Origin of the sequence: Terrabacter lapilli, assembly GCF_039531305.1 — a bacterium.
Taxonomy (GTDB): Bacteria; Actinomycetota; Actinomycetes; order Actinomycetales; family Dermatophilaceae; genus Terrabacter; species Terrabacter lapilli.
In genome coordinates, this window is the sequence record NZ_BAAAPU010000003.1 from 115,617 (window position 1) to 138,186 (window position 22,570).

The window sequence follows — 22,570 nt, forward strand, 5'->3', positions numbered from 1 at the left end:
ATCGTGCGATTTGAACGTTCCACTCACAAGAGACGGCGTCAAGGGTGACCACGAGCTCTTCTCCCGCGCGACGGGCCACGATCGTCGATGTCGCGCGTGCCGCGCAGGTCTCCCGCCAGACCGTCAGCAACGTCGTCAACAGCCCCGAGCGCGTCGCCCCGAGCACGCTGGAGCGGGTCCAGACCGAGATCCGACGCCTCGGGTTCCAGCCGAGTCGCGCGGCACGGAACCTCAAGCAGGAGCGGGCGGGTGCGTGGGGACTCGAGCTCAGCCCCCTGGGCTTCGGGCGGCTCGGCGCGATCCTCGACACCTTCCTCGTCGAGCTGACGGCACGGGCGGCCGTCGACGGTTCCCACGTCGTCCCCTTCACGGCGACCGACCCCGAGGCGCCGACCGACTCGTACGAGCGCCTGGTCGCGAGCCGGGTCGTCGACGGCTTCGTCCTGACCGACACCCGCCGCGGCGACCCCCGGCCGGCCTGGCTGGACGCGCACGACATCCCGTATGCCGCATTCGGCCGCCTCTGGGACGACCCGAGCATCACCGCGTGGGTCGACGTGGACGGCGCGTCCGGCATCGAGGCAGCGGTCCACCACCTGGCCGCCCAGGGCTACGAGCGCATCGGCTACCTCGGCTGGCCGGAGGGCTCACCCGTCGGCGACGACCGTCGCTCGGGATGGGTGCGCGCCACGACAGAGCTGGGTCTGGCCAACCCGGAGTGGCAGGCCGTGAGCCCGCAAGCCCTCGAGCCGGCCTCGTGGGCGGCAGCCGGCCTCATCGACGCGCTCGGCCGTGGGGGAGCCCTTGTCTGCGCTTCCGACGGGCTCGCGCTGGGCGCCTGGCGCGTCCTGGCCGAGCGCGGCCTCACCCCCGGTGCCGACCTCGGCCTCGTGTGCTTCGACGACACGGACATCGCCCAGGCGCTCGACCTGAGCAGCCTCCATCAGCCCCTCGCCCAGGTGGCCGACCGCGTGCTCCACGTGCTCGGCACCCGTTCCGCCTCCCGCGACCCAGCGGGCGGTCTGCTCCTCCCCCCAGAGCTCGTCGTCCGGTCGAGCTCGAATCCTGCGGGCGACCGCACCACACCGAAAGAGAAGTGACATGAGAGCACGCACCACGCGCGGTGCAGCCGTCCTCGCCCTCGCCACCACCGGGGCGCTCGCCCTGAGCGCCTGCGGCGGCGGAGGGTTCAGCAGTGGCACGAGCAACAACGCACCGCAGAGCAGCGCCAAGGGCCCGGTCAAGCTGACCGTCATGATCGGCAGCTCCGGCGACGCCGAGACCGCCGCGGTCAAGAAGGCCACCGATGCCTGGGCCAAGAAGTCCGGCAACACGGTCGAGGTCATCGCGGCCTCCGACCTCGGCCAGCAGCTCGGCCAGGCCTTCGCCTCGACGACGCCGCCCGACGTCTTCTACACCGACGCGTCCAAGGTCGGCACCTTCGCCAAGGCCGGCAACCTCTACGCCTACGGCGACCAGGTCAAGGACGCGAACTTCCTGCCCGCCCTGGTCCAGACGTTCACCTACGACAACAAGTTCTACTGCGCGCCCAAGGACTACTCGACGCTCGCCCTCGTGATCAACCCCGAGCTCTGGAGCAAGGCGGGCCTCACGGACGCCGACATCCCGAAGGACTGGGCGGGCCTCGAGACGGTGGCCAAGAAGCTGACCTCCGGCAAGGTCACCGGGCTCGTCATGGGCAACGACGTCAACCGCAGCGGTGCCTTCATCAAGCAGGCCGGCGGCTGGATCGTCTCGCCGGACGGCAAGACGATGACGGCCACCAGCGCCCCGGCCAAGGAAGGCCTCGCGGAGGTCCAGAAGCTGATGAAGGAGGGCGTCCTGAAGTTCAGCTCCGACACCTCCCCGGCCACCGGCTGGGGCGGCGAGGCGCTGGGCAAGGGCGTGGCGGCCATGACGATCGAGGGCAACTGGATCAGCGGCGCCAAGAAGGACTACCCCAACCTCAAGTACAAGGTCGTCGAGCTGCCCGCGGGGCCGGCCGGCAAGGGGACGCTGCTCTTCAGCAACTGCTGGGGGATCGCGGCCAAGTCGCAGCACCAGGCCCAGGCCGTCGAGCTGGTCAAGTCGCTCATCACGACGGACCAGCAGATGGCCTTCGCCGACGCCTTCGGCGTCATGCCCTCCACCCAGGAGGGGGCCAAGGCCTTCGCGCAGAAGTACCCCGAGTCGCAGGCCTTCGTCGCCGGCGGCCAGTACGCGCAGGGCCCGGTCAACCTCCCCGGCTTCGACGACGTGATGGCGAAGTTCAACTCCCAGCTCGCGACGCTGGGCAAGGGTGGCAACCCCAACGCCTGGCTCGAGGAGCTGCAGAAGAACGGCACGGCCGCCCTGGCGGGCTGACCCGTCGGGCTGGTGCCCGCGCCGCCCGGTCCCTCCGGGTGGGGCGGGCACCACGCCCCACCCGTCACCGAACGCTCAGTCCCCGAAAGCTCAGTCCCCGAAAGCTCAGTCCCCGAAAAGCTCAGTCCCGAAAGCTCAGAGGAGTCCCATGGCGCGCATCGACGCACGAGGTCCGGCCGAGGACGTCGTCACCCCGGCTGGAGCACAGACCGGACAGGTGGCAGCCACCTCCGCCGGCACTCCCACCGGGCAGGCCGGCGCACCCGGTGGGCTGCGCACCCGCAGCCGGGGCGGCATACGGGGTCGGGAAGGCACGGCCGGATGGCTGTTCGTGGCCCCGATGGTGATCATCCTGGGACTCTTCCTCGTCATCCCCATCGGGATGGCGCTGTGGGTGAGCTTCACCAACTGGCAAGGGAACTCCAACCCCTTCGCCGTCGGTCAGGGCACCGATGTCGTGGGCCTGAAGAACTACACCGACCTCTTCGCCCGAGACGGGCTGACGCGTGACAACTTCATGCAGTCGATCGGCAACACCTTCTACTACGTGCTGCTCGTCGTGCCGCTGCAGACGGTCCTGGCCCTCGCCCTCGCCCTGCTCGTCAACAGCGCGCGGCTCAGGGGCCGGGGCTTCTTCCGGACCGCGTTCTACTTCCCGTCGGTGACGAGCTCGATCGCCATCGCGACCGTGTTCCTCTTCCTCTTCTCCAACACCGGCGTCGTCAACGCGTTCCTCGGCTTCTTCGGCATCGACGGTCCGCAGTGGTTCAACGACAGCCGCGGGCTGCTGCACCTGGCGTTCAACGCCGTCGGCGTCGACAACCCCGACTGGGCGCAGGGCCAGATCCTCGGGCGCAGCCTGTGGGACTGGCTCTCGGGCCCGTCCGTCGCGATGTTCGTCGTCATCTTCCTCGTCATCTGGACGACGTCCGGCACCTTCATGCTGATGTTCATCGCGGCCCTGCAGGACCTTCCCGTCGAGGTCGAGGAGGCCGCCGCCCTCGACGGCACGACGGGGTGGCAGAAGCTGCGGCACGTGACGCTGCCGATGATCAGGCCGGCACTGTTCCTCGTCATCACCCTCGGCCTCATCGGCACGTGGCAGGTCTTCGACCAGATCTACGTCATGGGCAAGGGCGCGCCGGCCGGCACCACGCTCAGCCCGGCCTTCCTGTCGTACCAGCAGAGCTTCGGCAACTTCCGCTACGGCTCCGGTGCCGCGATGGCCTTCGTCGTCTTCCTCATCATCATCGTCCTGACCCGGGTCCAGCGGTACGTGCTGACCGACAAGGACGAGCGCAAGCCCCTCTTCGGACTGGGAGGTCGGAAGTGAACGCCTGCAGGTCCCACCCGGTCAAGACGATCGTGCTCTACGTCGCGGTGCTCGCCTTCGCCGTGCTGTTCGTCTACCCCTTCCTCATCCAGATCGCGACGTCGTTCAAGACCGACCCGGATGCGGCGAACAACCCGCTCTCCCTCGTGCCCAACCCGTTCACCGCGCAGGTGTGGCAGCGGATCTTCGGCCAGGGCGGCGACGATGCGGTCCCGGTCACGACGTGGGTCCGCAACTCGGTTCTCGTGACCGTCGTCGTCACGGCCGGGCGCGTCTTCCTCGACTCCCTCGCCGGCTACGCCCTGTCACGACTGCAGTTCCGCGGCCGCAGAGCGGTGTTCGCTGGAGTGCTCGCGGTGATGGCCGTGCCCGGCGTGGCCCTGCTCATCCCGAAGTTCCTCATGGTCAACTACCTCGGCATCTACGACACGTATGCCGCGATGATCCTGCCGCTCATCGTCGACGCCGCCGGCGTCTTCATCATGAAGCAGTTCTTCGACTCGGTGCCGGTCTCCATCGAGGAGGCGGCCCGGATGGACGGGGCGGGCATCTTCCGCACCTTCTGGTCGGTCGTGCTGCCGATGGCCAGGCCGGCCCTCATCACGCTGACGATCCTGTCGTTCCAGGGCTCCTGGAACGAGTTCTCGCACTTCCTCGTGGTGACGCGAGGCACGCCTGAGCACCAGACCCTCGTCACGGGCCTCGCCAGCCTGACGAGCGGCCAGCTCGGCGCCGGCACCCAGTACCCGCTCAAGCTCGGGACGGCCCTGCTGACGACGATCCCGGTGGCGCTGCTCTTCTTCGCGCTGCAGCGCTACTTCATCCGGGGCGCCAACGAGGGCGGCGTCAAGGGCTGACGCGCGCCGGTCCGCCGCCGGCCGCCGCCCGGCGCGCCGGCGCCGGGTCAGCGTGACAGGGACTGCACCGGCAGCTCGAACCAGCGCAGGTGGTCGAAGTCGACGTTGACGTGGGCCTCGTCGGACGGCTCGGGGGTGGCTGCCGCGAGGATCTCGCGGGCCTGCTCGAGGTGGCCGGCGAGCGCCTCCTCACCGGCGCGCTCGTGCTGCGCGGGGTAGGTGAGGCGTCCCTGCTCGAAGGTGACCTGGTGCAGCCGGAGCGGTGGCTCGACCGGGCCGTCGTGGTGGCGCCAGAGGCCGGTGGCGGGGTCGAAGTCGTAGTCGCCGAGCAGGCGCCAGCCGTCGCGGGCCACGAGCCGCACCGCCTCGATGACGTAGTCGGCGACCACGTCGGAGATGAAGTAGTTGAAGTTGACGCGCACCCAGCCGGGCTTGATGCCCTCGCAGCCACGGCCGATCTCGCGCTCGAACTCGTGCGAGCGCTCGAGGTCGATGCCGAGCAGCCGGTGGCCGTAGGGCCCGGCACACGAGCAGCCGCCCCGTGCCTGGATGCCGAAGAGGTCGTTGAGGACCGCGACGACGAAGTTGTGGTGCAGGTAGCGGCCGTCGCGGCCGTGCACGACGAACGAGACGATCGAGAGGCGCTCGGCGTCGAGGTTGCCCAGGATCTCGATCGCGGGCTCCTCGTGCCACGCCGAGACGGCCCGCTCGAGGAAGTACGCCTCGCGGGCCCGGATGGTCGAGGTGCCGACCGCCTCCTTGAGCTTGAAGACGAGCCCGGCGCGGATCGACTCGATGATGGCCGGCGTGCCGCCCTCCTCGCGGTGGGCCGGGTCGGCGAGGTAGTCGTGGTCATCCGGGTTGACGTAGGCGACGGTGCCGCCACCGGGCACGTCGGGCACCCTGTTGGTCATGAGCTCGCGGCGCACGACGAGCACTCCGGGGGTGCTCGGGCCGCCGATGAACTTGTGCGGGCTGAGGAACACGGCGTCCTTGTATGCCGTCGGGTCGGCCACGCCGCGACCGCCGCGGCCGTACATCTCGATGTCGACGTACGGCGCCGCTGCGGCGTAGTCCCAGAAGGCCAGCGCCCCGTGGGCGTGCAGCAGCGAGGAGATGGCGTCGGTGTCGGTAACGATGCCGGTCACGTTGCTGGCGGCGGAGAAGGAGCCGATGAGCAGCGGTCGGTCGGAGTGCTCGACGAGCCGCTCCCGCAGCACCTCGATGTCGACGTGGCCGTCCAGGTCCTGGGGGATGACGACGACGTCGGCGACGCACTCACGCCACATGACCTCGTTGGAGTGGTGCTCGTAGGGACCGATGAAGACGACCGGCCGCTGGTCCGCCGGGACGAGCCGGCTGGCGTGCCAACGGTCCTCGAAGTTCGAGGGGATGCGCAGGCCGAGGATGCCGACGAGCTTGTCGATGGCGCCGGTGCAGCCCGACCCGGCGAAGACGACAACCGTCTCGTCGTCGCCCCCCACCGAGTCGCGGATCACCCGGCGGGCGTCCTCCCGAAGGCGCGTGGTCTGCAGCCCCGTGCCGGAGCTCTCCGTGTGGGTGTTGGCGTAGCGGGGGAGCACCTCGTCGCGGATGAAGTCCTCGATGAAGCCGAGGCCGCGACCGGAGGCGGTGTAGTCGGCGTAGGTCACCCGGCGTGGGCCGTACGGGCCGTACATGACCTGGTCCTCCCCGATGACGCTCGCACGGATCGTGGCCAGCAGGTCCTGTTCTGGTGCGCCTCCCATGGCCCGCAGCATAGCGATATCTAATGGACGGCGCTATCAGCATAACCAAGCGTTACCGATAAGTCGGCCATGCGGCATACGTCCCGGGGGTGGCCGGATGGCCGGGAGCCGTCACGTCTTCGGCTTCGTCGCATAGGGTCGGCCCGTGACAGCGATCTCCTATCCCCTCGCGGAGCGCACCCTGGCCAACGGCCTGCGGGTCATCGTCAGCGAGGACCACACGGTCCCCAACGTCGCGGTGAACCTGTGGGTCGGCGTCGGGTCCCGGCACGAGGCCCCGGGCCGAACCGGCTTCGCCCACCTCTTCGAGCACCTGATGTTCCAGGGCAGCCGCAACGTCGCGTCCGGTGAGCACTTCTCGGCGCTCATGGACGAGGGCGCCCGGCTCAACGCGACGACGTGGTTCGACCGCACGAACTACTTCGAGACCGTGCCCACCGGGGCGCTGGAGCTGGCCCTGTGGCTGGAGGCCGACCGGCACGGCCACCTGCTCGATGCCGTCACGCAAGAGAACCTCGACAACCAGCGCGACGTCGTGAAGGAGGAGAAGCGCCAGCGCTACGACAACGTGCCGTACGGCTCGGCCCTCATCGACATCTACGCCACCGTCTTCCCCGAGGGGCACCCGTACCACCACCCGACCATCGGGTCGATGGAGGACCTCGACGCCGCGACCCTCGACGACGTGCACGACTTCTTCCGGGCCCACTACGGGCCGAACAACACCGTGCTGACGCTCGTGGGTGACGTGACCCCCGAGGAGGGTTTCGCCGCCGCGGAGAAGTACTTCGGGCCGCTGGCGCCGATCGAGCTGAACCACCGCGAGCGCCACCCGCAGCTGCCGCCGCTGGCCGAGCCGGTCCACCTCGACCGCGTCGGGGACGTGCCCAACGACCGCCTCTACATCTCCTTCCGCCTCCCCGTCGACACCACCCCCGACTACCTCGCCTGCCAGGTCGCCGTCGACGTCCTCGGCGGGCTCGCGAGCTCGCGGCTCGTGCGCCGGCTCGTCCGGGGCGACGAGACGGCGGTGGCCGTGGGCGGCTGGACCATGGGGCTCGTCGACGGGTCGGGGCTCGCGACCATCACCGTCGACGTCGCCGCCGGCGCCGACGTCGACGACATCGAGGCGGCCGTGTGCGAGGAGATCCGCCGGTTCCTCGAGGAGGGCCCGGATGCCGCCGAGCTCGAGTCGGTCATCGCCGACACCGAACGCTCCTGGCTCAGCGCCCTGGCCAGCATCGATGAGCGCGCCGACCACATCAGCCACCACGCGCTGCTCACCGGTGACGCCGGCTACGTCAACAGCTTCGTGGACCGCATCCGTGCTGTCACCGCGGAGCAGGCGCGGGTCGCCGCGCAGGCCTGGCTCGACCCGCAGTCACGGGCCGTCGTGCGCTACCTGGCCGGCACGGACGCCGACGCCGAGGAGCAGGACACCGCAGACCGCGCCGAGGGCGGCGAGCGCACCGAGAAGGACCCGGAGGAGGCCGCATGACCGCCGTCGCCCGCCCCGTCGTCGCTCCGCCGGAGCCGTGGGACTTCCCGACAGGCACGACGCACGAGCTGTCCAACGGCCTGCGCCTCGTCACCTACGACGTGCCCGGCCAGTACGTCGTCTCCGTCCGACTGGGGCTTCCGGTCTCGCTGCGCGACGAGCCCCGCGAGCTCGAAGGCGTCGCCTCGATCATGGCGCGCACCCTCGACGAGGGCACGGCCGACCACTCGGCCGAGGAGTTCGCGCGGCTGCTCGAGCGCAAGGGGGTCAGCTTCGGTGCCGGTATGGCCGACTCCGGCCTGTCCGTCGACCTCGACGTCGTCAAGGGCAACCTCGAGCCGGCCCTCGACCTGCTGCGCCAGATCCTCACCGAGCCGGTCTTCCCGCAGGCCGAGGTGGCCCGGCAGATGCGCACCCGCATCGCCGAGATCGAGCAGGAGCGCTCGGTGGCCGCCCACCGTGCCGGACTCGAGTTCGTCCGGACCTTCTACGCCCCCGACGACCGCTCCTCGCGGCCCACGGGGGGCACCCGCGAGACGGTGTCGGCCATCACCCGAGAGGACGTGGCGGCCTTCCACGCCCGCCACGTCGTCGCGGCCGGCGTCACCGTCGTCGTGGCGGGTGACCTCGAGGGCCTCGACGTGCCCACGCTCGTCGAGCGGGCCCTCGGCGGCTGGGACAGGGGCCCCGGCGACCGGGAGACCCACCTGCAGCACGCCGCCGCCCTCGCCCCGGACCGCAGTCGGATCGTGCTGGTGTCGCGCCCCGGCTCCGTGCAGACGGAGTTCGTCATCGGCGCCCCCGGGCCCGACCGGTCCGTCGAGGGCGGCTGGGCTCCCTACCCGGTGCTCGGCTTCGTCCTCGGCGGCTCGCCCAACGCCCGCATCGACGCCGTCCTGCGCGAGGAGAAGGGCTACACCTACGGGATCCGGTCGAGCTTCCGGCCCCGTCGGCGCGGCGGCGTGTTCCTGACGTCGGGGTCCGTGCGGGCCGACTCGACCGCGGAGTCCCTGCGCCTGCTCGTCGAGATCCTCGAGAGCGGCCGGGACGGCTTTCGCGACACGGAGGTCCGCTCGGGCGTGGACTTCATCTCCAAGACGGCGCCCGGTCGCTACGCGACCGCCGACGCCATCGCGGACGAGGCGGTCAGCATGGCGCTCGACGGGCGCACGACGGAGTTCACGACGGCCAACCTCCGCGACCTCGCCACCGTCGACCGCGACCGCGTGCAGGCGGCATACGACCGCTTCGCCCGCGGGGCGGGAATCGGGGACGGGGCTCCCGGGGCCGGGTGGACGATCGTGATGGCCGGCGACGCCGGGGCGCACCTGAAGGACCTCGAGGCGCTGGGGCTCGGTGACGTCACCGTCGTGACCGACCCCTGAGGCGGCGTTCGGTCGGCGCGTTCGGTCAGGGGAGTGGCGGGAGCCGGCGCTCCATCACGAAGTCGTCCTCGAACGCGCCGCCGACGAGGAAGCGCTTGGTGCCGACGCGCTCGAAGCCGCTCTTGGCGTAGAAGCGCTGAGCCCGCTCGTTCTGCTGGTTGACGCCCAACCACACTCCTGACGCCCCCGCGCCGGCTGCCCACTCGAGCGCCCGGGACATCAGCAGCGACGCGGCGCCCGTCCCGTGGGCGCGGGGGAGGACGTAGATCTTCGACAGCTCGACGGTGGGCCGGGCCCGGATCGCGGCGCGCACGTCGGCGTCCTGCGGCTCGCCGGTGACGAGCATCGCGTAGCCGAGCGCCGTCGCGTCCCGCTCGGCGAGCAGCAGGTGGCGGGCGGGGTCAGCCAGGTACTCGGCGAATCGTGCGGGGGAGAGGACCTCGGACACGAACGCGTCGATGCGCTCCCGCGTCATGGACGGCGGGCAGGCGAGCTCGAACGTCACGGCCGCGACAGCGGCCAGGGTCCCGGCGTCCCGGGCGTCGGCAGCGCGGACGTCGGCAGCGCGGACGGAAGCCGGTTCGACGGACCCGGCCGATGGATCGGGACGGTCAGCGGCGGCGCTCATGCCGGAAGGCTAGAGGACGCAGCGGAGTCCGCCGAGCGGGGTGCCACCACGCGGGCGTCAGTCGGACGACATGCCGATGCGGGAGAGCACCTCGTCGTGGAGCAGGCCGTTCGTGGCCACGGCGTTGCCGCTCCAGCACCCGTCCTTGCCGTCCAGCCCCGTGAAGCGCCCTCCCGCCTCCTCGACGATGGGGACGAGCGCGGCCATGTCGTGGACGGCGAGCTCGGGTTCGGCCGCGATGTCGGCGGCGCCCTCGGCGACGAGCATGTAGGACCAGAAGTCGCCGTAGGCGCGGGTGCGCCAGCAGTCGTCCATGAGGTCGAGGAAGTCGTCGCGGCGGCCGCGCACCCGCCAGCCGGACAGCGAGGAGTAGGACAGCGAGGCGTCGCCCAGCCTGCCCACCTGCGAGACCGAGATGCGCCGCGCCGAGGAGATCGAGCGGCCGGTCCAGGCGCCGGAGCCGGTGGCGGCCCACCAGCGGCGTTGCAGGGCAGGCGCGGCCACGAGCCCGAGGACCGGTTTGGCGTCGACGACCAGGCCGATGAGGGTCGCCCACACCGGCACGCCGCGCACGAAGTTCTTGGTCCCGTCGATCGGGTCGATGATCCACCGGCGGGAACCGTGCCCCGTCGTGTCGAACTCCTCGCCCTCCACGGCGTCACGAGGGCGCGTCCGCTTCAGCTGCGACCGGACCAGCTCCTCGGCGCCCCGGTCGGCGTCGGTGACCGGTGTGAGGTCGGGCTTGCTCTCCACGACGAGGTCCGCGGCACGGAAGCGCGTCATGGTCACGCGCTCGACGGCATCGGCGAGGACGTGGGCGAGCCTGAGGTCGTCGTCGTAGGAGGTCACCGGGTCAACCTAGCGGGAAGACGCGTCCGCGCCACGCCGCAGGCCGTATGCCGCGGGGCTCAGTGCTCCTCGCCCGCGCGGCTCGCGAGCAGCCGGCGCAGCGACGCGAGCCGGGAGGCGCCGGCCGGGCCGGCGTGGCCCCCTGCGACCCAGGCGTCCAGCGCGCACTCCTCCTCGTCGTGGGTGCAGCCGCGGGGGCAGTCCTTCGTCCCGGCGGCGAGGTCGGGGAAGTGGTCGATGATGCGGTCGACGTCGATGTGGGCCAGGCCGAAGGAGCGGATGCCCGGGGTGTCGATGACCCAGCCGTCGTCGGAGCCGTCGGGGCGGTGCAGCCGCAGTGCGACGGCGTTGGTCGACGTGTGGCGGCCGCGGCCGGTCGTGTCGTTGACCACGCCGGTCGCGCGCAGCGCCCCGGGCACGAGGCCGTTGACGAGGGTGCTCTTGCCGACGCCGGAGTGTCCGACCAGCACGGACACCTTCCCGGAGAGGCGGGCCCGCAGCTCCTCGAGGCCGGAGAACTCGCCGTCACGCCACGAGGTCACGACGTGCTCCACCTCGAGCGGCGTGTAGTTCGCGAGGAACTCGCTCGGGTCGACGAGGTCGGCCTTGGTGAGCGCGAGCAACGGCTCGAGGTCGGCGTCGTAGGCGGCGACCAGGCAGCGGTCCACCATGCGCGGTCGCGGTTCGGGATCGGCCAGCGCGGTGACGATGACGAGCTGGTCGGCGTTGGCCACGATGATGCGCTCGTAGGGGTCGGTGTCGTCGGCCGTGCGTCGGAGCACCGACCGACGCTCCTCGATCCGCACGATCCGGGCGAGGGCGTCGGGGCCCCCGGCCAGGTCGCCGACGAGCGCGACGTCGTCGCCGACGACGACACGGGTGCGGCCGATCTCGCGGGCCTTCATGGCCGTGACCACGCGCTCGGGCTCCTTCTTGCCGAGCGCGCCCTTGGGGATGAGGCAGGTGTAGCGCCCGCGGTCGACGCCGATGACCATCGCGACCACGGCGTCGGCGTGCGCCGGCCGCTCCTTGGTGCGTGGGCGGGATCCCTTGCGGCTCGGGCGGACCCGGACGTCCCCCTCGTCGAGGTCGCGCCAGCTCATCGGGGGAGTACCGCCTGGGCCGAGCTGTCGAGCATGCCCTGCCAGAGGCCGACGAAGTCGGGCAGGGTCTTGCGGGTGGTGGTGATGTCCTCGACCTCGACGCCGGGCACGCGCAGGCCGATGATGGCACCGGCCGTCGCCATGCGGTGGTCGTGGTAGCTGCGGAAACGCCCGCCGTGCAGGCGTGCCGGCGAGATGCGCAGCCCGTCGGCGGTCTCGGTGACGCCAGAGCCGAGACCGCCGAGCTCGGCGGTCAGGGCGGCGAGCCGGTCGGTCTCGTGCCCGCGGATGTGGGCGACGCCCCGGATCCACGTCGGCGTGGAGGCGAGCGCCGCGAGGGCGGCGACCGTGGGCGTCAGCTCTGCCGCGTCGTGCAAATCGATGTCGATGCCGACGAGCTCGCCGCTGCCGGTGACGGTCAGCCCCGTGCGGTCGAGGCGCACGTCGGCGCCCATCGTGTCGAGGATCTCGCGCAGCAGGTCACCGGCCTGGGTGGTGTGCTGCGGCCAGCCGGGCACGCGCACGGTGCCACCGGCCACGAGCGCGGCCGCGACGAACGGCCCTGCGTTGGACAGGTCCGGCTCGACGGTCACGTCGAGGGCGTTGATCTCGGACGGCTCGACGCGCCACGTGTTGGGCTCGCTGTCGTCGACGATGGCGCCCGCGTCGCGCAGCGTCTCGACCGTCATGAGGATGTGGGGCTCACTCGGCACCGGCTCGCCGGCGTGGTGCACCGTGAGGCCCTCGCCGTAACGCGCACCGGCGAGCAGGAGCGCGGAGATGAACTGGGAGGATGCGGAGGCGTCCAGGGTGACAGTCCCTCCGCGCACCTGCCCGCGCCCGCTCACCGTCAGCGGCAGGTGCCCGTCGTCGTCGTCGACAGCCACGCCGAGCGCTCGGAGCGCCTCGATGACGGGCCGCATGGGGCGTACGCGTGCCTGCGGGTCCCCGTCGAGGCGCACGGGGCCGTCGGCGAGGGCGGCGACGGGGGGCAGGAAGCGCATCACCGTCCCGGCCAGGCCGCAGTCGACGGAGACGTCACCGCGCAGCCGCTCTGGTGGCGTGACGACCCAGTCCGGCACCGCGGAGTCCGCCGTGTCACCGTCGGCGGTCACGTCGTCGATGCGCACCCCGAGCGAGCGCAGCGCGTCGGCCATCAGGAGCGTGTCGCGCGAGCGCAGCGGGGCACGCAGCCGCGAGCGGTCGCTCGCGAGGGCCGCCAGCACGAGGTAGCGGTTGGTCAGGGACTTGCTGCCCGGGAGCACCACCGTCGCGTCGAGGGGGCCGCGGGCGACGGGGGCCGCCCAGTCCGGCTCCACCGTCAGGGTCTGACGGTGGAGCCCGGTGGACGGAGCGGACGGGGAGGGAGGGGAATGGTCGGCGGGACTCAAGTCAGCTCACGACGTCCTGGGCTCGGTGGGCGAGGATGCGGGCCTCCCGCTTGGCGGTCCGCTGGGCGTGCCGCGCCTGGCGGCGCGTCGTCTTCGTGGCGTGCTGGGCACGCCACGCCAGGCCGGGGCGACCCTCGGTGTCGACAGCGGCGAGCAGCAGCCCACCGAGGAGGCCCACGTTCTTGAAGAAGAGGCTGCGGGCCTGCGCCTTGCGGGAGGGGTCGGTCTCCTCCCAGAAGGCGTGCTCGATCGCCGTGGTGGGGACGACCGATGCCGCGAGGACCGTGGAGGCCAGGCGCGGCAGGCGGCCGGTCGCGAGGAGCAGCCCGCCGCCGAGGAGCGCAGCCCCGTTGACGCGCACGAACAGGTCCGGGTCCTTGGCCGCGGCCTCTGCTCCCGGCACCTGCCCGGGCACCTTCTCGAGGAGGTGGGCGGCCTGGTCGGTGCGCGCGGCCGGGTTGCGCAGGGCCTCGACCCCTGCGGCGACGAAGACGGACGCGAGCAGCGGACGGGCGAGACGGCGGACGATCATGCGATTTCCTCCTGTGGCCGCCAGCCCGCCGGAGCGCGCCGCAGCCATCGTGGACCTGGTGGACACATACGGTATCGACATACCCCCGCCGCGCGGGATGCCGGCCGCGCCCGCGGACACCACCCGGAGGTCCGTCGGACGTCCGCCCGGTTGCCACCCGGCGGCATACGCTGTGGCGCATGTGCGGGAGGTATGCCGCGAGCGCGCGGCCCGACGAGCTGGTCGAGGCGTTCGACGTCGACGAGGACCACACGGGCGACCCCGCGCGCAGCATCCTCAAGAACCCCCAGACGCCGCCTCCCGGCCAGCCCGACTGGAACATGGCCCCGTCGAAGCAGGCTCCCGTCGTGCTGACGCGCCACCCGCGCGGCGACGACGAGGCGGAGCCGGCAGCGACCCGCCAGCTCCGGCTGCTCACCTGGGGGCTCGTCCCGTCATGGGCCAAGGACGTGAGCATGGGCCTGCGCATGACCAACGCGCGCGCCGAGTCGGTGCTGGGCAAGGGCGCCTTCGCCAAGGCGGCGCTCTCGCGGCGCTGCATCGTGCCGGCCGACGGGTGGTACGAGTGGCAGGTCTCGCCGACTGCCGTCGATGCCAAGGGCAAGCCGCGCAAGCAGCCGTTCTTCATCCACCGGGCCGACGGGGACAAGGTGGGGTTCGCCGGGCTCTACGAGTTCTGGCGCGACCGCAGCCTGCCCGATGGCGACCCGGGTGCGTGGCTGACGACCTTCACGATCATCACCACGGCGGCCGACCCCGGAATGGACCGCATCCACGACCGCCAGCCGCTCGTCCTCGAGCGCGAGCAGTGGCCGCGGTGGCTCGACCCGGACGAGAAGGACCCCGAGTTCGTCCAAGAGGTCCTCGACTTCGCCCGGACCGGCCGGTTCGAGGCGTACCCGGTCAGCCGCGCCGTCGGCGCCACCCGCAACAACGGGCCCGAGCTGGTCGAGCCGGTCCCCGCGTCGGAGCTCGAGGGAGTCGTCGACCCGATGACCGGGGAGGTGCTCGCCGGGTGACCGGTTCGATCCGCCGCGACGTGCGTGAGATCGAGACGCCCGGGGGTCCTGGCCGTGCGCACGTCGACCGCCCCGCCCGCGCGCGGGGCACCGTCGTGCTCGGGCACGGTGCCGGGGGAGGGCTCGGTGCCATCGACCTCGCCATCGCTCGCGAGGTGCTCGTCGGGGCCGGGTGGGCCGTCGCACTCGTGGAGCAGCCGTGGCTCGTCGCAGGTCGCCGCGTGGCAGGCCGACCGCCGACGCTCGACGCCGCCTGGGTCCCGATCGTCGAGGCGCTCGCCACCGGGCGCGGGAAGCTGCCGCGTCCCCTCGTCCTCGGCGGGCGCAGCGCCGGAGCCCGCGTCGCCTGTCGCACCGTAGGGCCGCTCGAGGCGGACGCGGCGCTGCTGCTCAGCTTCCCGCTCCACCCGCCCGGCCAGCCGGAGAAGCTGCGCGCCCACGAGCTCGCCCTCGCGCCCGACCCGAGCTGGGTCGTGCAGGGCCAGGTCGACGCCTTCGGCACCCCCGAGGAGGTGCGGGCCCACCTCCCGGCCGGGGCGACCCTGCTCGAGGTCCCCGGTGGCCACAGCTTCCCGAAGGGCTCGCGGAGCGCGCTCACGAGCGCCCTCACGAGCGTGGTGGGAATGCTGCCCGGTTAGGTGTCGTTGCACCGGGCATGGTCAGCTGCCCCACCCGAGCCCCCGAGAGCGGGACCACCGAGTCCGTCGTGCAGGTCGTGCACGACCGGTTCGCGCCGCCCACCGGTCTAGGCTGGGGGGCGATGGCAAAGGACAAGAAGACCGACCCGAGCGCCGCCGTGCAGGTGGCCGAGCCGCGCAGCGACCGCGCCACGCGGGACAGCGCCACGCGAGGCGGCGTGTCGCAAGGCGACGTGTCGCGGGACGGGGCGAGCCTCGCAGCGGTGGTCGGCGACGCCGACGAGCCGACGCGCGGTGACGCCACCGTCGACGTCGCGACCGAGAGCGAGCCCGACCGCCGCGAGCGCTTCGAGCGCGAGGCGATGCCGCTGCTCGACCAGCTCTACAGCGCGGCGCTGCGCACCACCCGCAACCCGAGCGACGCCGAGGACCTGGTCCAGGAGACGTTCGCGAAGGCGTACGCCGCCTTCCACCAGTACAAGCCGGGCACCAACCTCAAGGCGTGGATGTACCGCATCCTCACCAACACCTACATCAACAGCTACCGGAAGAAGCAGCGCCAGCCGCTCGAGTCCGACTCCGCCGAGATCGAGGACTACCAGCTGGCGCGGGCCGAGTCGCACACCTCCGTGGGTCTGCGCTCGGCCGAGGCCGAGGCGCTCGACCACCTTCCGGACAGCGACGTCAAGCGTGCCCTCCAGGCGATCCCCGAGGAGTTCCGCCTCGCGGTCTACTTCGCCGACGTCGAGGGCTACTCCTACAAGGAGATCGCCGAGATCATGGACACGCCCATCGGCACCGTCATGAGCCGCCTGCACCGCGGGCGACGCCAGCTGCGCGACCTGCTCTCGGAGTATGCCGCCGAGCGCGGTTTCGTCGCGGCCGGGGCCTCCGCCGGGGCGGACACCGGTGCGAGCTCGAAAGGAGGCCGGTCGTGAGTGACGAGACGACCGACAGGCCGGACACCACCACCCCCACGCAGGGCGCGGACACGCACACCGACTGCTCCGAGGCGCTGCTGCGGGTCTACGAGTACCTCGACGGCGAGCTCGGTCCCGAGGAGGTCGCCAAGATCCAGGCGCACCTCGACGAGTGCGGGCCCTGCCTCAAGGAGTACGACCTCGACACGACGCTCAAGTCGCTCATCAAGCGGTCGTGCGGCTCGGAGCGTGCGCCCGAGGCGCTGCGCCTGACGATCATGTCGCGGATCTCCATGACCATGATCCAGGTCGACCGCGGCTGACCCGACCCCGTCGCCGGCGTTCTGCCCGGACACGACGAAGGCCCGCCCCGAGCAATCGGGTGCGGGCCTTTGACGTCTGCGGCTCAGGCGTTGGGCTTGCGGCCGTGGTTGGCGGCGTTGCCCTTGCGGGAGCGGCGCTTGCGGGCGCGCTTGCTCATCGTCGGCTCTCCTTGGGTCGTACTCTTGCTCGGTTCCCGTTCGGACACCGAAGCGCCGATTCTTCCACACCCGGCCGAAGTGGCCAATTCGCGCCCGCAGATACGGTCCGAACCGTAAAATCTTGGTATAGATCCGCCCCAAAGGGTCGGATCTGCTTCCGTGCGCCTGGCCTACGTTGGCATCCTGACTACTGAGGTAAAACTCAGTGTTCTGTGCTGCCGCGAGCAACGCCCCTCCATGGCGCACGCATCCGGAACATCTATGCAACAAGGAGCCCCCACATGTTCGCTGCCCTGCTCTCGGCCCTCGCGTCAACCCCCGACTTCACCATGAACGCGCTCACCTCCCTGGCCAACATCTGGAGCTGGAACGGCGGCTGAGCATAACGCGACACTCAAACGTCGTCGGGTCCCGTACCGGGATCCGACGACGTTTGACTACGGTGAGTCCCGTGCCATCGACAGCCACGCCGACCGCTCCATCGCGCTGGCTGCCTGCCTACCTGGGGCTCGTCGTGGCGGTTGCGCTGACCGTGGGCGTCATGTCCTGGTTTGCCTTGCCCCGGCCCGAGCTCGGGCCCATAGTCCTGCTCTGCCTCATGGGCGTTGTCGCCTATCAGATCCGAGAGCCCGAAGCCGGCCTCCGCATCGCATTCTCGTTCCTCTCGATCATCTTGGTGGCGTCGGCCGCCGTAGTCGGAATCTTCGGTGCCTGGCTCGTCGGGGGCGTGTCCATGCTGGTCGACCGGCAGCGGCCCGGCCGAATCGTCACCGTGTTCAACGCCGCGATGAGCGCCGTCGTCGGTGCAGCGGCTGCCCTTAGCTACCGTCTTCTGGGCGGCGTCCAGGGCGCTGGCCTGTCAGGGATGAGCACCTACGACCTGGGGCGGCACGTCGGCATACCCCTCCTGGCGGCGGACGTGGTGGCCTGCCTCCTCAATGCCATCTTGCTCTCGGGCGTGTTGCACCTGGCCAGAGGTATCTCTTTCGCGGTGCAGCTGCGCCGCGTCCTCAGTGGTTCCGGCGTGGCGTACGTCGGCTATGGCGTCATCGGCCTGCTCTTCGTCGTCCTCTGGTTCCCGGCGGGTCTCGGCGCCTTCAGCGCTCTACTCGTTCTCGCGCCGTTGCTCGCGGCCCGGTGGGCGTTCATCCAGTACGGCGAGGAGCTGCGTTCCCACGAAAGAACCGTGGACACGCTGGTGACGGCCCTTGGCACCAAGGAGCCCGCGGCGGTCGCGCGCAGCCGCCGCGTGGCCAACCTGGGGGAGTGGATCGCCGAGGAGCTCGGCCTGCCACCCGGCCAGATCGGGACCGTGCGGTACGCGGCGACCCTCCACGAGATCGGCCACCTCGGAGTGCCCACCCGGCTGCTGCGTCGGCCGCGAGCGTCCCTCAGCCCCGCTGAGCAAAGGCTCATCGACGGTCAGTGCGTCGTCGGCGCGCGGATGATCGAGGGCATCGACTTCCTGGAGAGCGCGCGGTCCGGCATCCGCCACCAGTGCGAGCGGTTCGACGGCAGCGGCCGCCCGGACGGGCTGGCGGGTCATGACATCCCGGTGGCCGCGCGCATCGTCGCGGTGGCGGCCGGGGTGGACGACGCCCTCCGTGACCAGCCCGAGGAGGCCGACGTGTCGATGGACCACGCCTTCGGGGTGCTGCGCTCCGACCCCGGACGCTTCGACCCCGAGGTCGTCGAGGCCGCGGTCGCGGCCCTCGACAAGCACGGCTGGCCGGCGTCCGCGCCCGTGGAGGTCCCCTCGTGAACGGCGCGCTACGCCGCGAGCCGCTGGCTGGGGCGTTCGGAGTGCTGTGTCTCATCACGTCGGTCCTGGTCGCCGTCAACTCGGACGGGATCCGTGTGCTGAGTGACGGGCTCACCGTCTGGTTCGTCGCGGCCTTCGCTGTGACCATCGTCGTCGGCGAGTGGTTTCACATCTCCGCACCGGGCTTCCGCGGCGCCGCCCCGATCGCCATGGCTGCCGCCTTCGGACTCGCCCTGGCCACCGAGCTCCCCGGTGGTATCCAGCTCTCCTACGGCGCTCCGTCCGTCCTCGCCGTGACGGCTGTCTCGATGGCGCTGGGGACGACCGTTCGCGTCGCTGCGCGACGGGACACGAGCCTGGTGGACACCGCCGGTCGTTTCGTCGCCATCGCCGTGGTCACCTTGGTGTACCGCTGCGCGGTCATGGCGCAGACGCCGGCCTCGCCGCTGGGAATGATGACAGCCGTCCCGTGGCAGCAGGCAGTGCTGTTGCTCGCCATCTGTCTTGTGGCGCTGGTGGCGGACGCTTTGTTCACCTCAGTCGTGCGGGGGCTGTCCGCGGGGGTCAACGTCGGTCGCACCTTCGTCGCGGAATTCCGTTCCTCCTTCGCGCTCTCGGCGGCGGTCGCGGTCACGGGCGTGCTCATCGCCCTGGCGGCTCCGCCCCTCGGCATCGCGGCCCTGCCGCTCTTCCTCATCCCGCTCGTGCTGACCCTCTTCGCGTTCCGCCGCTACGTCAGCATCCGCGCCACCTACCTGCAGAGCATCCGCACCCTGTCGCGCCTGACCGACGCCGCCGGCTACACCCCCGCGGGACACTCCGAGCGCGTGGCCGAGCTGGCCGTGCGCCTGGGCCGGGAGCTCGGGCTCTCGGAACGGGAGCTGCTCGACCTCGAGTACGCCGCGCTGCTGCACGACATCGGGCAGGTGGCACTCGTCGAGCCGATCCCCGGTGGCGCGACGGTGCTCGCCGCGCCGGCAGACCAGCGCCGCATCGAGGCCGACACCGTCGCCATCGTCCGTGAGACGGGTGTCTTCGAGGGTGCCGCCCAGATCCTGGAGCACCAGACGACGCCGTATCGCCAGGTGCGTGAGCTCGGGGAGGAGATCCCTCTGAGCAGCCGCATCATCAAGGTCGCCAACGCCTACGAGGACCTCACCGCCGGTGCTCGGACCCTGCGCGCCCGGGAGGCGGCGATCGAGCGGATCTACCTCGGGCTCGGCTACGAGTACGACCCCCGGGTCGTCGACGCGCTGCTCAAGTCGCTCGACGACGCCATCGCGGTCTGAGAGAGCCGTCACACCCGGCGTCCGGACCTTGGGTCGAGGCGTTGCCGCATGCCATCATGGCGACCTCGGGCAACCCCCGTCGCGAGAACGAGCTTGCAGGCCAGACCCCGGCACTGTCTCCACCAGTGAGGGCCTCCTGCCCTCTTCTCTCCATGCGAACGAGGTGTTCCAGCATGAGTGCGTTGCCCGCCCACCAGCTCTTCGACCCCAGTGACCCGGTGTTCCGGGCCCACCTGGGCGGAAAGCTCGGGGTACACGCCACGTCGGAGCTGCGAGACGCGTCCGACCTCGCCCTCCTCTACACGCCCGGTGTCGCCCAGGTGTCCCGCGCCATCGCGGCAGACCCGGCCCTGGCGGCGCTCTACACGAGTCGCCGCAACACCGTCGCCGTGGTCAGCGACGGCACCGCCGTGCTCGGCCTGGGAGCGGTCGGCCCGCTCGCGGCCATGCCGGTCATGGAGGGCAAGGCGGTCCTCTTCAAGCACTTCGCGGACGTCGACGCCGTGCCGGTGTGCATGCAGACCGGCACCGTCGAGGAGATCGTCGAGGCGGTCGTGCGGATCGCTCCCACCTACGGCGGCATCAACCTCGAGGACATCTCCGCCCCGCGGTGCTTCGAGATCGAACGCCGCCTCCAGGACCGGCTCGACATCCCGGTCTTCCACGATGACCAGCACGGCACGGCCATCGTGACCCTCGCGGCGCTGCTCAACGCGGCGCGGGTCGTCGGCAAGGCCCTCGGTGAGCTGACCGTCGTGGTGTCGGGAGCCGGCGCAGCCGGAGTCGCTGTCAGCCGCATCCTGGTCTCGGCCGGCGTGCGCGACGTCGTCGTCGTCGACTCGCGCGGTGTGCTCGGCCCCGACCGGCTCGACCTCCCCACGCACAAGGAGCAGCTGCGGATGGTGACCAACCCGCGGGGCGTCACCGGGACGTTGGGGGATGCGCTGTCAGGCGCCGACGTGCTGATCGGCGTGTCCGGCGGCACGGTCCCCGAGCGCGACCTGATGCGGATGGCTCCGCGGGCCGTGATCTTCGCGCTCGCCAACCCGGATCCCGAGGTGCACCCGGCGACAGCGGCCCGGTTCGCCGAGGTCGTCGCCACGGGGCGGTCCGACTTCCCCAACCAGATCAACAACGTGCTGGCCTTCCCCGGCATCTTCCGCGGAGCGCTGGACTCGGGCGCCCGACGCATCACCGAGGAGATGAAGCTCGCGGCCGCTCGCGCGATCGCTCGGCTCGTGGAGGAACCGACGCCCGACCGCGTCGTGCCGAGCGTCTTCGACGAGAGAGTGGCGCCGGCCGTCGCCGAGGCGGTGTCGGCCCTGGTCGACCGCGACGGCGTGAGCTAGCCAGGGCGTCAGGGCAGTCGGTGCCCCCCGGGCCGGTCAGGGCCGGGGGGACCGTCGTGCCGGGCGGGGCCCGGCACGGCTTCGGGCGGATCGGTGAGGCCGCGGGCTGCCAGCGCCTCGCCGGTCGCGCGAGCGAACGCGACGACGTGCACCACGGTGGGCACCACGACAGCCCGCGGGCTGCGCTCGAGCCCCCTGGCGCGCGCCGACTGCCGCACGCTCGAGAAGGACCCGGCCACCCACGGGATTGACCGCACCACGATCCCGAGGGTGAGAGCCACGACCTCTGGGTCGATGACCCGCCGCAGCGGCCGGGCCGCCCGGACGACCCCGTCGAGCAGGTCGGTGACCGGCGTCGTGGCTGTGAGCACGCCCGCCGCGAGGTATGCGTTGACGATCCCGAGGACGACGCGAACCGCATACGTCGGCCCGTTCGCCCACCACTGGAAGGCGAGCAGCAGCACGAGCACCGGCAGCAGCCCCCGCAGCGACCGCAGCAGTCGGTCCGCCGGCAGCCGGGCCAGCACCGCGATCCCGAGGACGACGGCGGTCACGACGAGCATCGCGCCCAGCGACGTGGTCAGCCACGGCACCACTCCGACCGCGAGGACGCCGACGAGCTTGAGCCACAGGGGCGCCCGGTGCACCGGGGATGACCCCGGGACATGGGCGGTGAACAGCCCCGCGGTGCTCACGGCTGGTCCACGAGCGCGAGGTAGTGGCGCACCGCCTCGGTGGGGGAGCCGTCGAAGACGATGCGCCCGGCATCGACGACCAGCGTGCGGTCGGCACCCAGAGCGAGCTCGAGGTCGTGCGTCGCGAGCACGACCGACTGGGGGAGGCCGTCGAGCAGCGCGCGCAGTCGCTGGGTGTTGCGGCGGTCGAGGAGGGTGGTCGGTTCGTCCAGGACGAGCAGTGCGGGCTCGGTGGCGAGGACCACCGCGAGCGCCATCAGCTGGCGCTCGCCGCCGGACAGGTCGTGGACGCTCTGGTCGGCCAGCGCCGTGAGGCCGAAGCGGTCCAGCACCCCCTCGGCCGCGAGCTGGCGCTCCCTCCGAGAGGGGTGCAGCCGGCGCAGCGAGAGCTCGACGTCCTCACGACCCGTCGGCATGACGAGCTGCGAGATGGGGTCGGTGAACGCGAACGCCACCCGGCGCCGGACCCGGGACCCGTGCCGGACGGTGTCCAGCCCGTCGACCGACACGGCGCCGGACGTCGGGCTGACGAGCCCGTTGAGCAGGCGCAGCAGCGTCGACTTGCCCGAGCCGTTGGCGCCGATGACGCTGACGCGAGCCTCCGTGAGCACCAGGTCGACCGGCCCCAGGATCGTACGCGTGCGGTGGCCGGGCGGCCCGTCGACAGGCACGGCCACCGTGGCCCCCTCGAGGCTGACCCGGGTCACGCTGCCAGCAGCCGCGACGCC

The 22,570-nt window shown here is 71.6% G+C and carries 22 protein-coding genes; 13 read left to right on the forward strand and 9 right to left on the reverse strand.

Going from position 1 to position 22,570, the window contains the following annotated elements:
- Positions 1 to 44 precede the first annotated feature (44 nt).
- The 4 genes from ABD241_RS01905 (at position 45) to ABD241_RS01920 (ending at position 4,554) form a co-directional block, all read left to right on the forward strand.
- Positions 45 to 1,100: a LacI family DNA-binding transcriptional regulator gene (locus ABD241_RS01905; RefSeq protein ID WP_344057886.1), complete on the forward strand. Its 1,056-nt coding sequence runs from the start codon at positions 45 to 47 to the stop codon at positions 1,098 to 1,100.
- Position 1,101: 1 nt separating this feature from the next.
- Positions 1,102 to 2,364, forward strand: coding sequence for a sugar ABC transporter substrate-binding protein (locus ABD241_RS01910; protein ID WP_344057888.1), 1,263 nt, complete (start codon positions 1,102 to 1,104; stop codon positions 2,362 to 2,364).
- A gap of 148 nt (positions 2,365 to 2,512) precedes the next feature.
- On the forward strand, positions 2,513 to 3,697 hold the full coding sequence (locus ABD241_RS01915) for a carbohydrate ABC transporter permease (protein WP_344057890.1): 1,185 nt from the start codon (positions 2,513 to 2,515) through the stop codon (positions 3,695 to 3,697).
- Positions 3,694 to 4,554, forward strand: coding sequence for a carbohydrate ABC transporter permease (locus tag ABD241_RS01920; RefSeq protein ID WP_344057892.1), 861 nt, complete (start codon positions 3,694 to 3,696; stop codon positions 4,552 to 4,554). Before ABD241_RS01915 ends, ABD241_RS01920 begins: the two co-directional genes overlap by 4 nt.
- 47 nt (positions 4,555 to 4,601) lie before the next feature.
- On the opposite strand, the gene ABD241_RS01925 is transcribed toward ABD241_RS01920, so the two are convergent.
- Positions 4,602 to 6,302, reverse strand: a complete 1,701-nt coding sequence (locus tag ABD241_RS01925; protein ID WP_344057894.1) for an aminotransferase class V-fold PLP-dependent enzyme — start codon at positions 6,300 to 6,302, stop codon at positions 4,602 to 4,604.
- A gap of 145 nt (positions 6,303 to 6,447) precedes the next feature.
- Here ABD241_RS01925 and ABD241_RS01930 point away from each other — a divergent pair, with 145 nt between their 5' ends.
- Entirely contained in the window at positions 6,448 to 7,800 is a 1,353-nt protein-coding gene (locus tag ABD241_RS01930; protein WP_344057896.1) for a M16 family metallopeptidase, read from the forward strand.
- Positions 7,797 to 9,185 (forward strand): M16 family metallopeptidase, encoded by a 1,389-nt coding sequence (locus tag ABD241_RS01935; RefSeq protein ID WP_344057898.1) that lies wholly within the window; start codon positions 7,797 to 7,799, stop codon positions 9,183 to 9,185. Before ABD241_RS01930 ends, ABD241_RS01935 begins: the two co-directional genes overlap by 4 nt.
- Before the next feature lie 25 nt (positions 9,186 to 9,210).
- On the opposite strand, the gene ABD241_RS01940 is transcribed toward ABD241_RS01935, so the two are convergent.
- The 5 genes from ABD241_RS01940 to ABD241_RS01960 all read right to left on the reverse strand — a co-directional run bounded on the left by ABD241_RS01940 (position 9,211) and on the right by ABD241_RS01960 (position 13,688).
- Positions 9,211 to 9,813 (reverse strand): GNAT family N-acetyltransferase, encoded by a 603-nt coding sequence (locus ABD241_RS01940; protein ID WP_344057900.1) that lies wholly within the window; start codon positions 9,811 to 9,813, stop codon positions 9,211 to 9,213.
- A gap of 57 nt (positions 9,814 to 9,870) precedes the next feature.
- Positions 9,871 to 10,662, reverse strand: coding sequence for a histidinol-phosphatase (gene hisN / locus ABD241_RS01945; RefSeq protein WP_344057902.1), 792 nt, complete (start codon positions 10,660 to 10,662; stop codon positions 9,871 to 9,873).
- Positions 10,663 to 10,721: 59 nt separating this feature from the next.
- A complete protein-coding gene (gene rsgA / locus ABD241_RS01950) occupies positions 10,722 to 11,765 on the reverse strand; it encodes a ribosome small subunit-dependent GTPase A (protein ID WP_344057904.1) in 1,044 nt (347 codons plus the stop codon).
- Complete coding sequence (aroA, locus tag ABD241_RS01955) at positions 11,762 to 13,090, reverse strand: 3-phosphoshikimate 1-carboxyvinyltransferase (RefSeq protein WP_425580700.1); 1,329 nt, start codon at positions 13,088 to 13,090, stop codon at positions 11,762 to 11,764. The genes rsgA and aroA overlap by 4 nt, the downstream gene beginning before the upstream one ends.
- Positions 13,091 to 13,157: 67 nt before the next feature.
- Positions 13,158 to 13,688 (reverse strand): DoxX family membrane protein, encoded by a 531-nt coding sequence (locus ABD241_RS01960; RefSeq protein WP_142184658.1) that lies wholly within the window; start codon positions 13,686 to 13,688, stop codon positions 13,158 to 13,160.
- Positions 13,689 to 13,867: 179 nt separating this feature from the next.
- Here ABD241_RS01960 and ABD241_RS01965 point away from each other — a divergent pair, with 179 nt between their 5' ends.
- The 4 genes from ABD241_RS01965 (at position 13,868) to rsrA (ending at position 16,588) form a co-directional block, all read left to right on the forward strand.
- Entirely contained in the window at positions 13,868 to 14,707 is an 840-nt protein-coding gene (locus tag ABD241_RS01965) for an SOS response-associated peptidase (RefSeq protein ID WP_344057909.1), read from the forward strand.
- Entirely contained in the window at positions 14,704 to 15,345 is a 642-nt protein-coding gene (locus ABD241_RS01970) for an alpha/beta hydrolase family protein (protein WP_344057911.1), read from the forward strand. The genes ABD241_RS01965 and ABD241_RS01970 overlap by 4 nt, the downstream gene beginning before the upstream one ends.
- Before the next feature lie 122 nt (positions 15,346 to 15,467).
- On the forward strand, positions 15,468 to 16,283 hold the full coding sequence (locus ABD241_RS01975) for a sigma-70 family RNA polymerase sigma factor (protein WP_344057913.1): 816 nt from the start codon (positions 15,468 to 15,470) through the stop codon (positions 16,281 to 16,283).
- Positions 16,280 to 16,588 (forward strand): mycothiol system anti-sigma-R factor, encoded by a 309-nt coding sequence (rsrA, locus tag ABD241_RS01980; protein ID WP_344057915.1) that lies wholly within the window; start codon positions 16,280 to 16,282, stop codon positions 16,586 to 16,588. Before ABD241_RS01975 ends, rsrA begins: the two co-directional genes overlap by 4 nt.
- A gap of 83 nt (positions 16,589 to 16,671) precedes the next feature.
- Here the strand turns inward: rsrA and ABD241_RS20645 are convergent, their stop codons facing one another.
- On the reverse strand, positions 16,672 to 16,746 hold the full coding sequence (locus tag ABD241_RS20645) for a 50S ribosomal protein bL37 (protein ID WP_369791897.1): 75 nt from the start codon (positions 16,744 to 16,746) through the stop codon (positions 16,672 to 16,674).
- Between the two features lie 452 nt (positions 16,747 to 17,198).
- On the opposite strand from ABD241_RS20645, the gene ABD241_RS01990 reads away from it, so the two are divergent.
- The 3 genes from ABD241_RS01990 to ABD241_RS02000 all read left to right on the forward strand — a co-directional run bounded on the left by ABD241_RS01990 (position 17,199) and on the right by ABD241_RS02000 (position 21,147).
- A complete protein-coding gene (locus ABD241_RS01990) occupies positions 17,199 to 18,509 on the forward strand; it encodes an HD-GYP domain-containing protein (RefSeq protein WP_344057919.1) in 1,311 nt (436 codons plus the stop codon).
- Positions 18,506 to 19,798 carry an HD-GYP domain-containing protein gene (locus tag ABD241_RS01995; RefSeq protein WP_344057921.1) on the forward strand — a complete coding sequence of 431 codons (1,293 nt, stop codon included), beginning with the start codon at positions 18,506 to 18,508 and terminating at the stop codon, positions 19,796 to 19,798. Before ABD241_RS01990 ends, ABD241_RS01995 begins: the two co-directional genes overlap by 4 nt.
- Before the next feature lie 173 nt (positions 19,799 to 19,971).
- On the forward strand, positions 19,972 to 21,147 hold the full coding sequence (locus ABD241_RS02000; protein ID WP_344057923.1) for an NAD(P)-dependent malic enzyme: 1,176 nt from the start codon (positions 19,972 to 19,974) through the stop codon (positions 21,145 to 21,147).
- Positions 21,148 to 21,155: 8 nt separating this feature from the next.
- On the opposite strand, the gene ABD241_RS02005 is transcribed toward ABD241_RS02000, so the two are convergent.
- Both ABD241_RS02005 and ABD241_RS02010 read right to left on the reverse strand, forming a co-directional pair.
- Positions 21,156 to 21,842 carry a CbiQ family ECF transporter T component gene (locus ABD241_RS02005; protein WP_344057925.1) on the reverse strand — a complete coding sequence of 229 codons (687 nt, stop codon included), beginning with the start codon at positions 21,840 to 21,842 and terminating at the stop codon, positions 21,156 to 21,158.
- Positions 21,839 to 22,549: an energy-coupling factor ABC transporter ATP-binding protein gene (locus ABD241_RS02010; protein ID WP_344057927.1), complete on the reverse strand. Its 711-nt coding sequence runs from the start codon at positions 22,547 to 22,549 to the stop codon at positions 21,839 to 21,841. The genes ABD241_RS02005 and ABD241_RS02010 overlap by 4 nt, the downstream gene beginning before the upstream one ends.
- Positions 22,550 to 22,570: the final 21 nt, after the last annotated feature.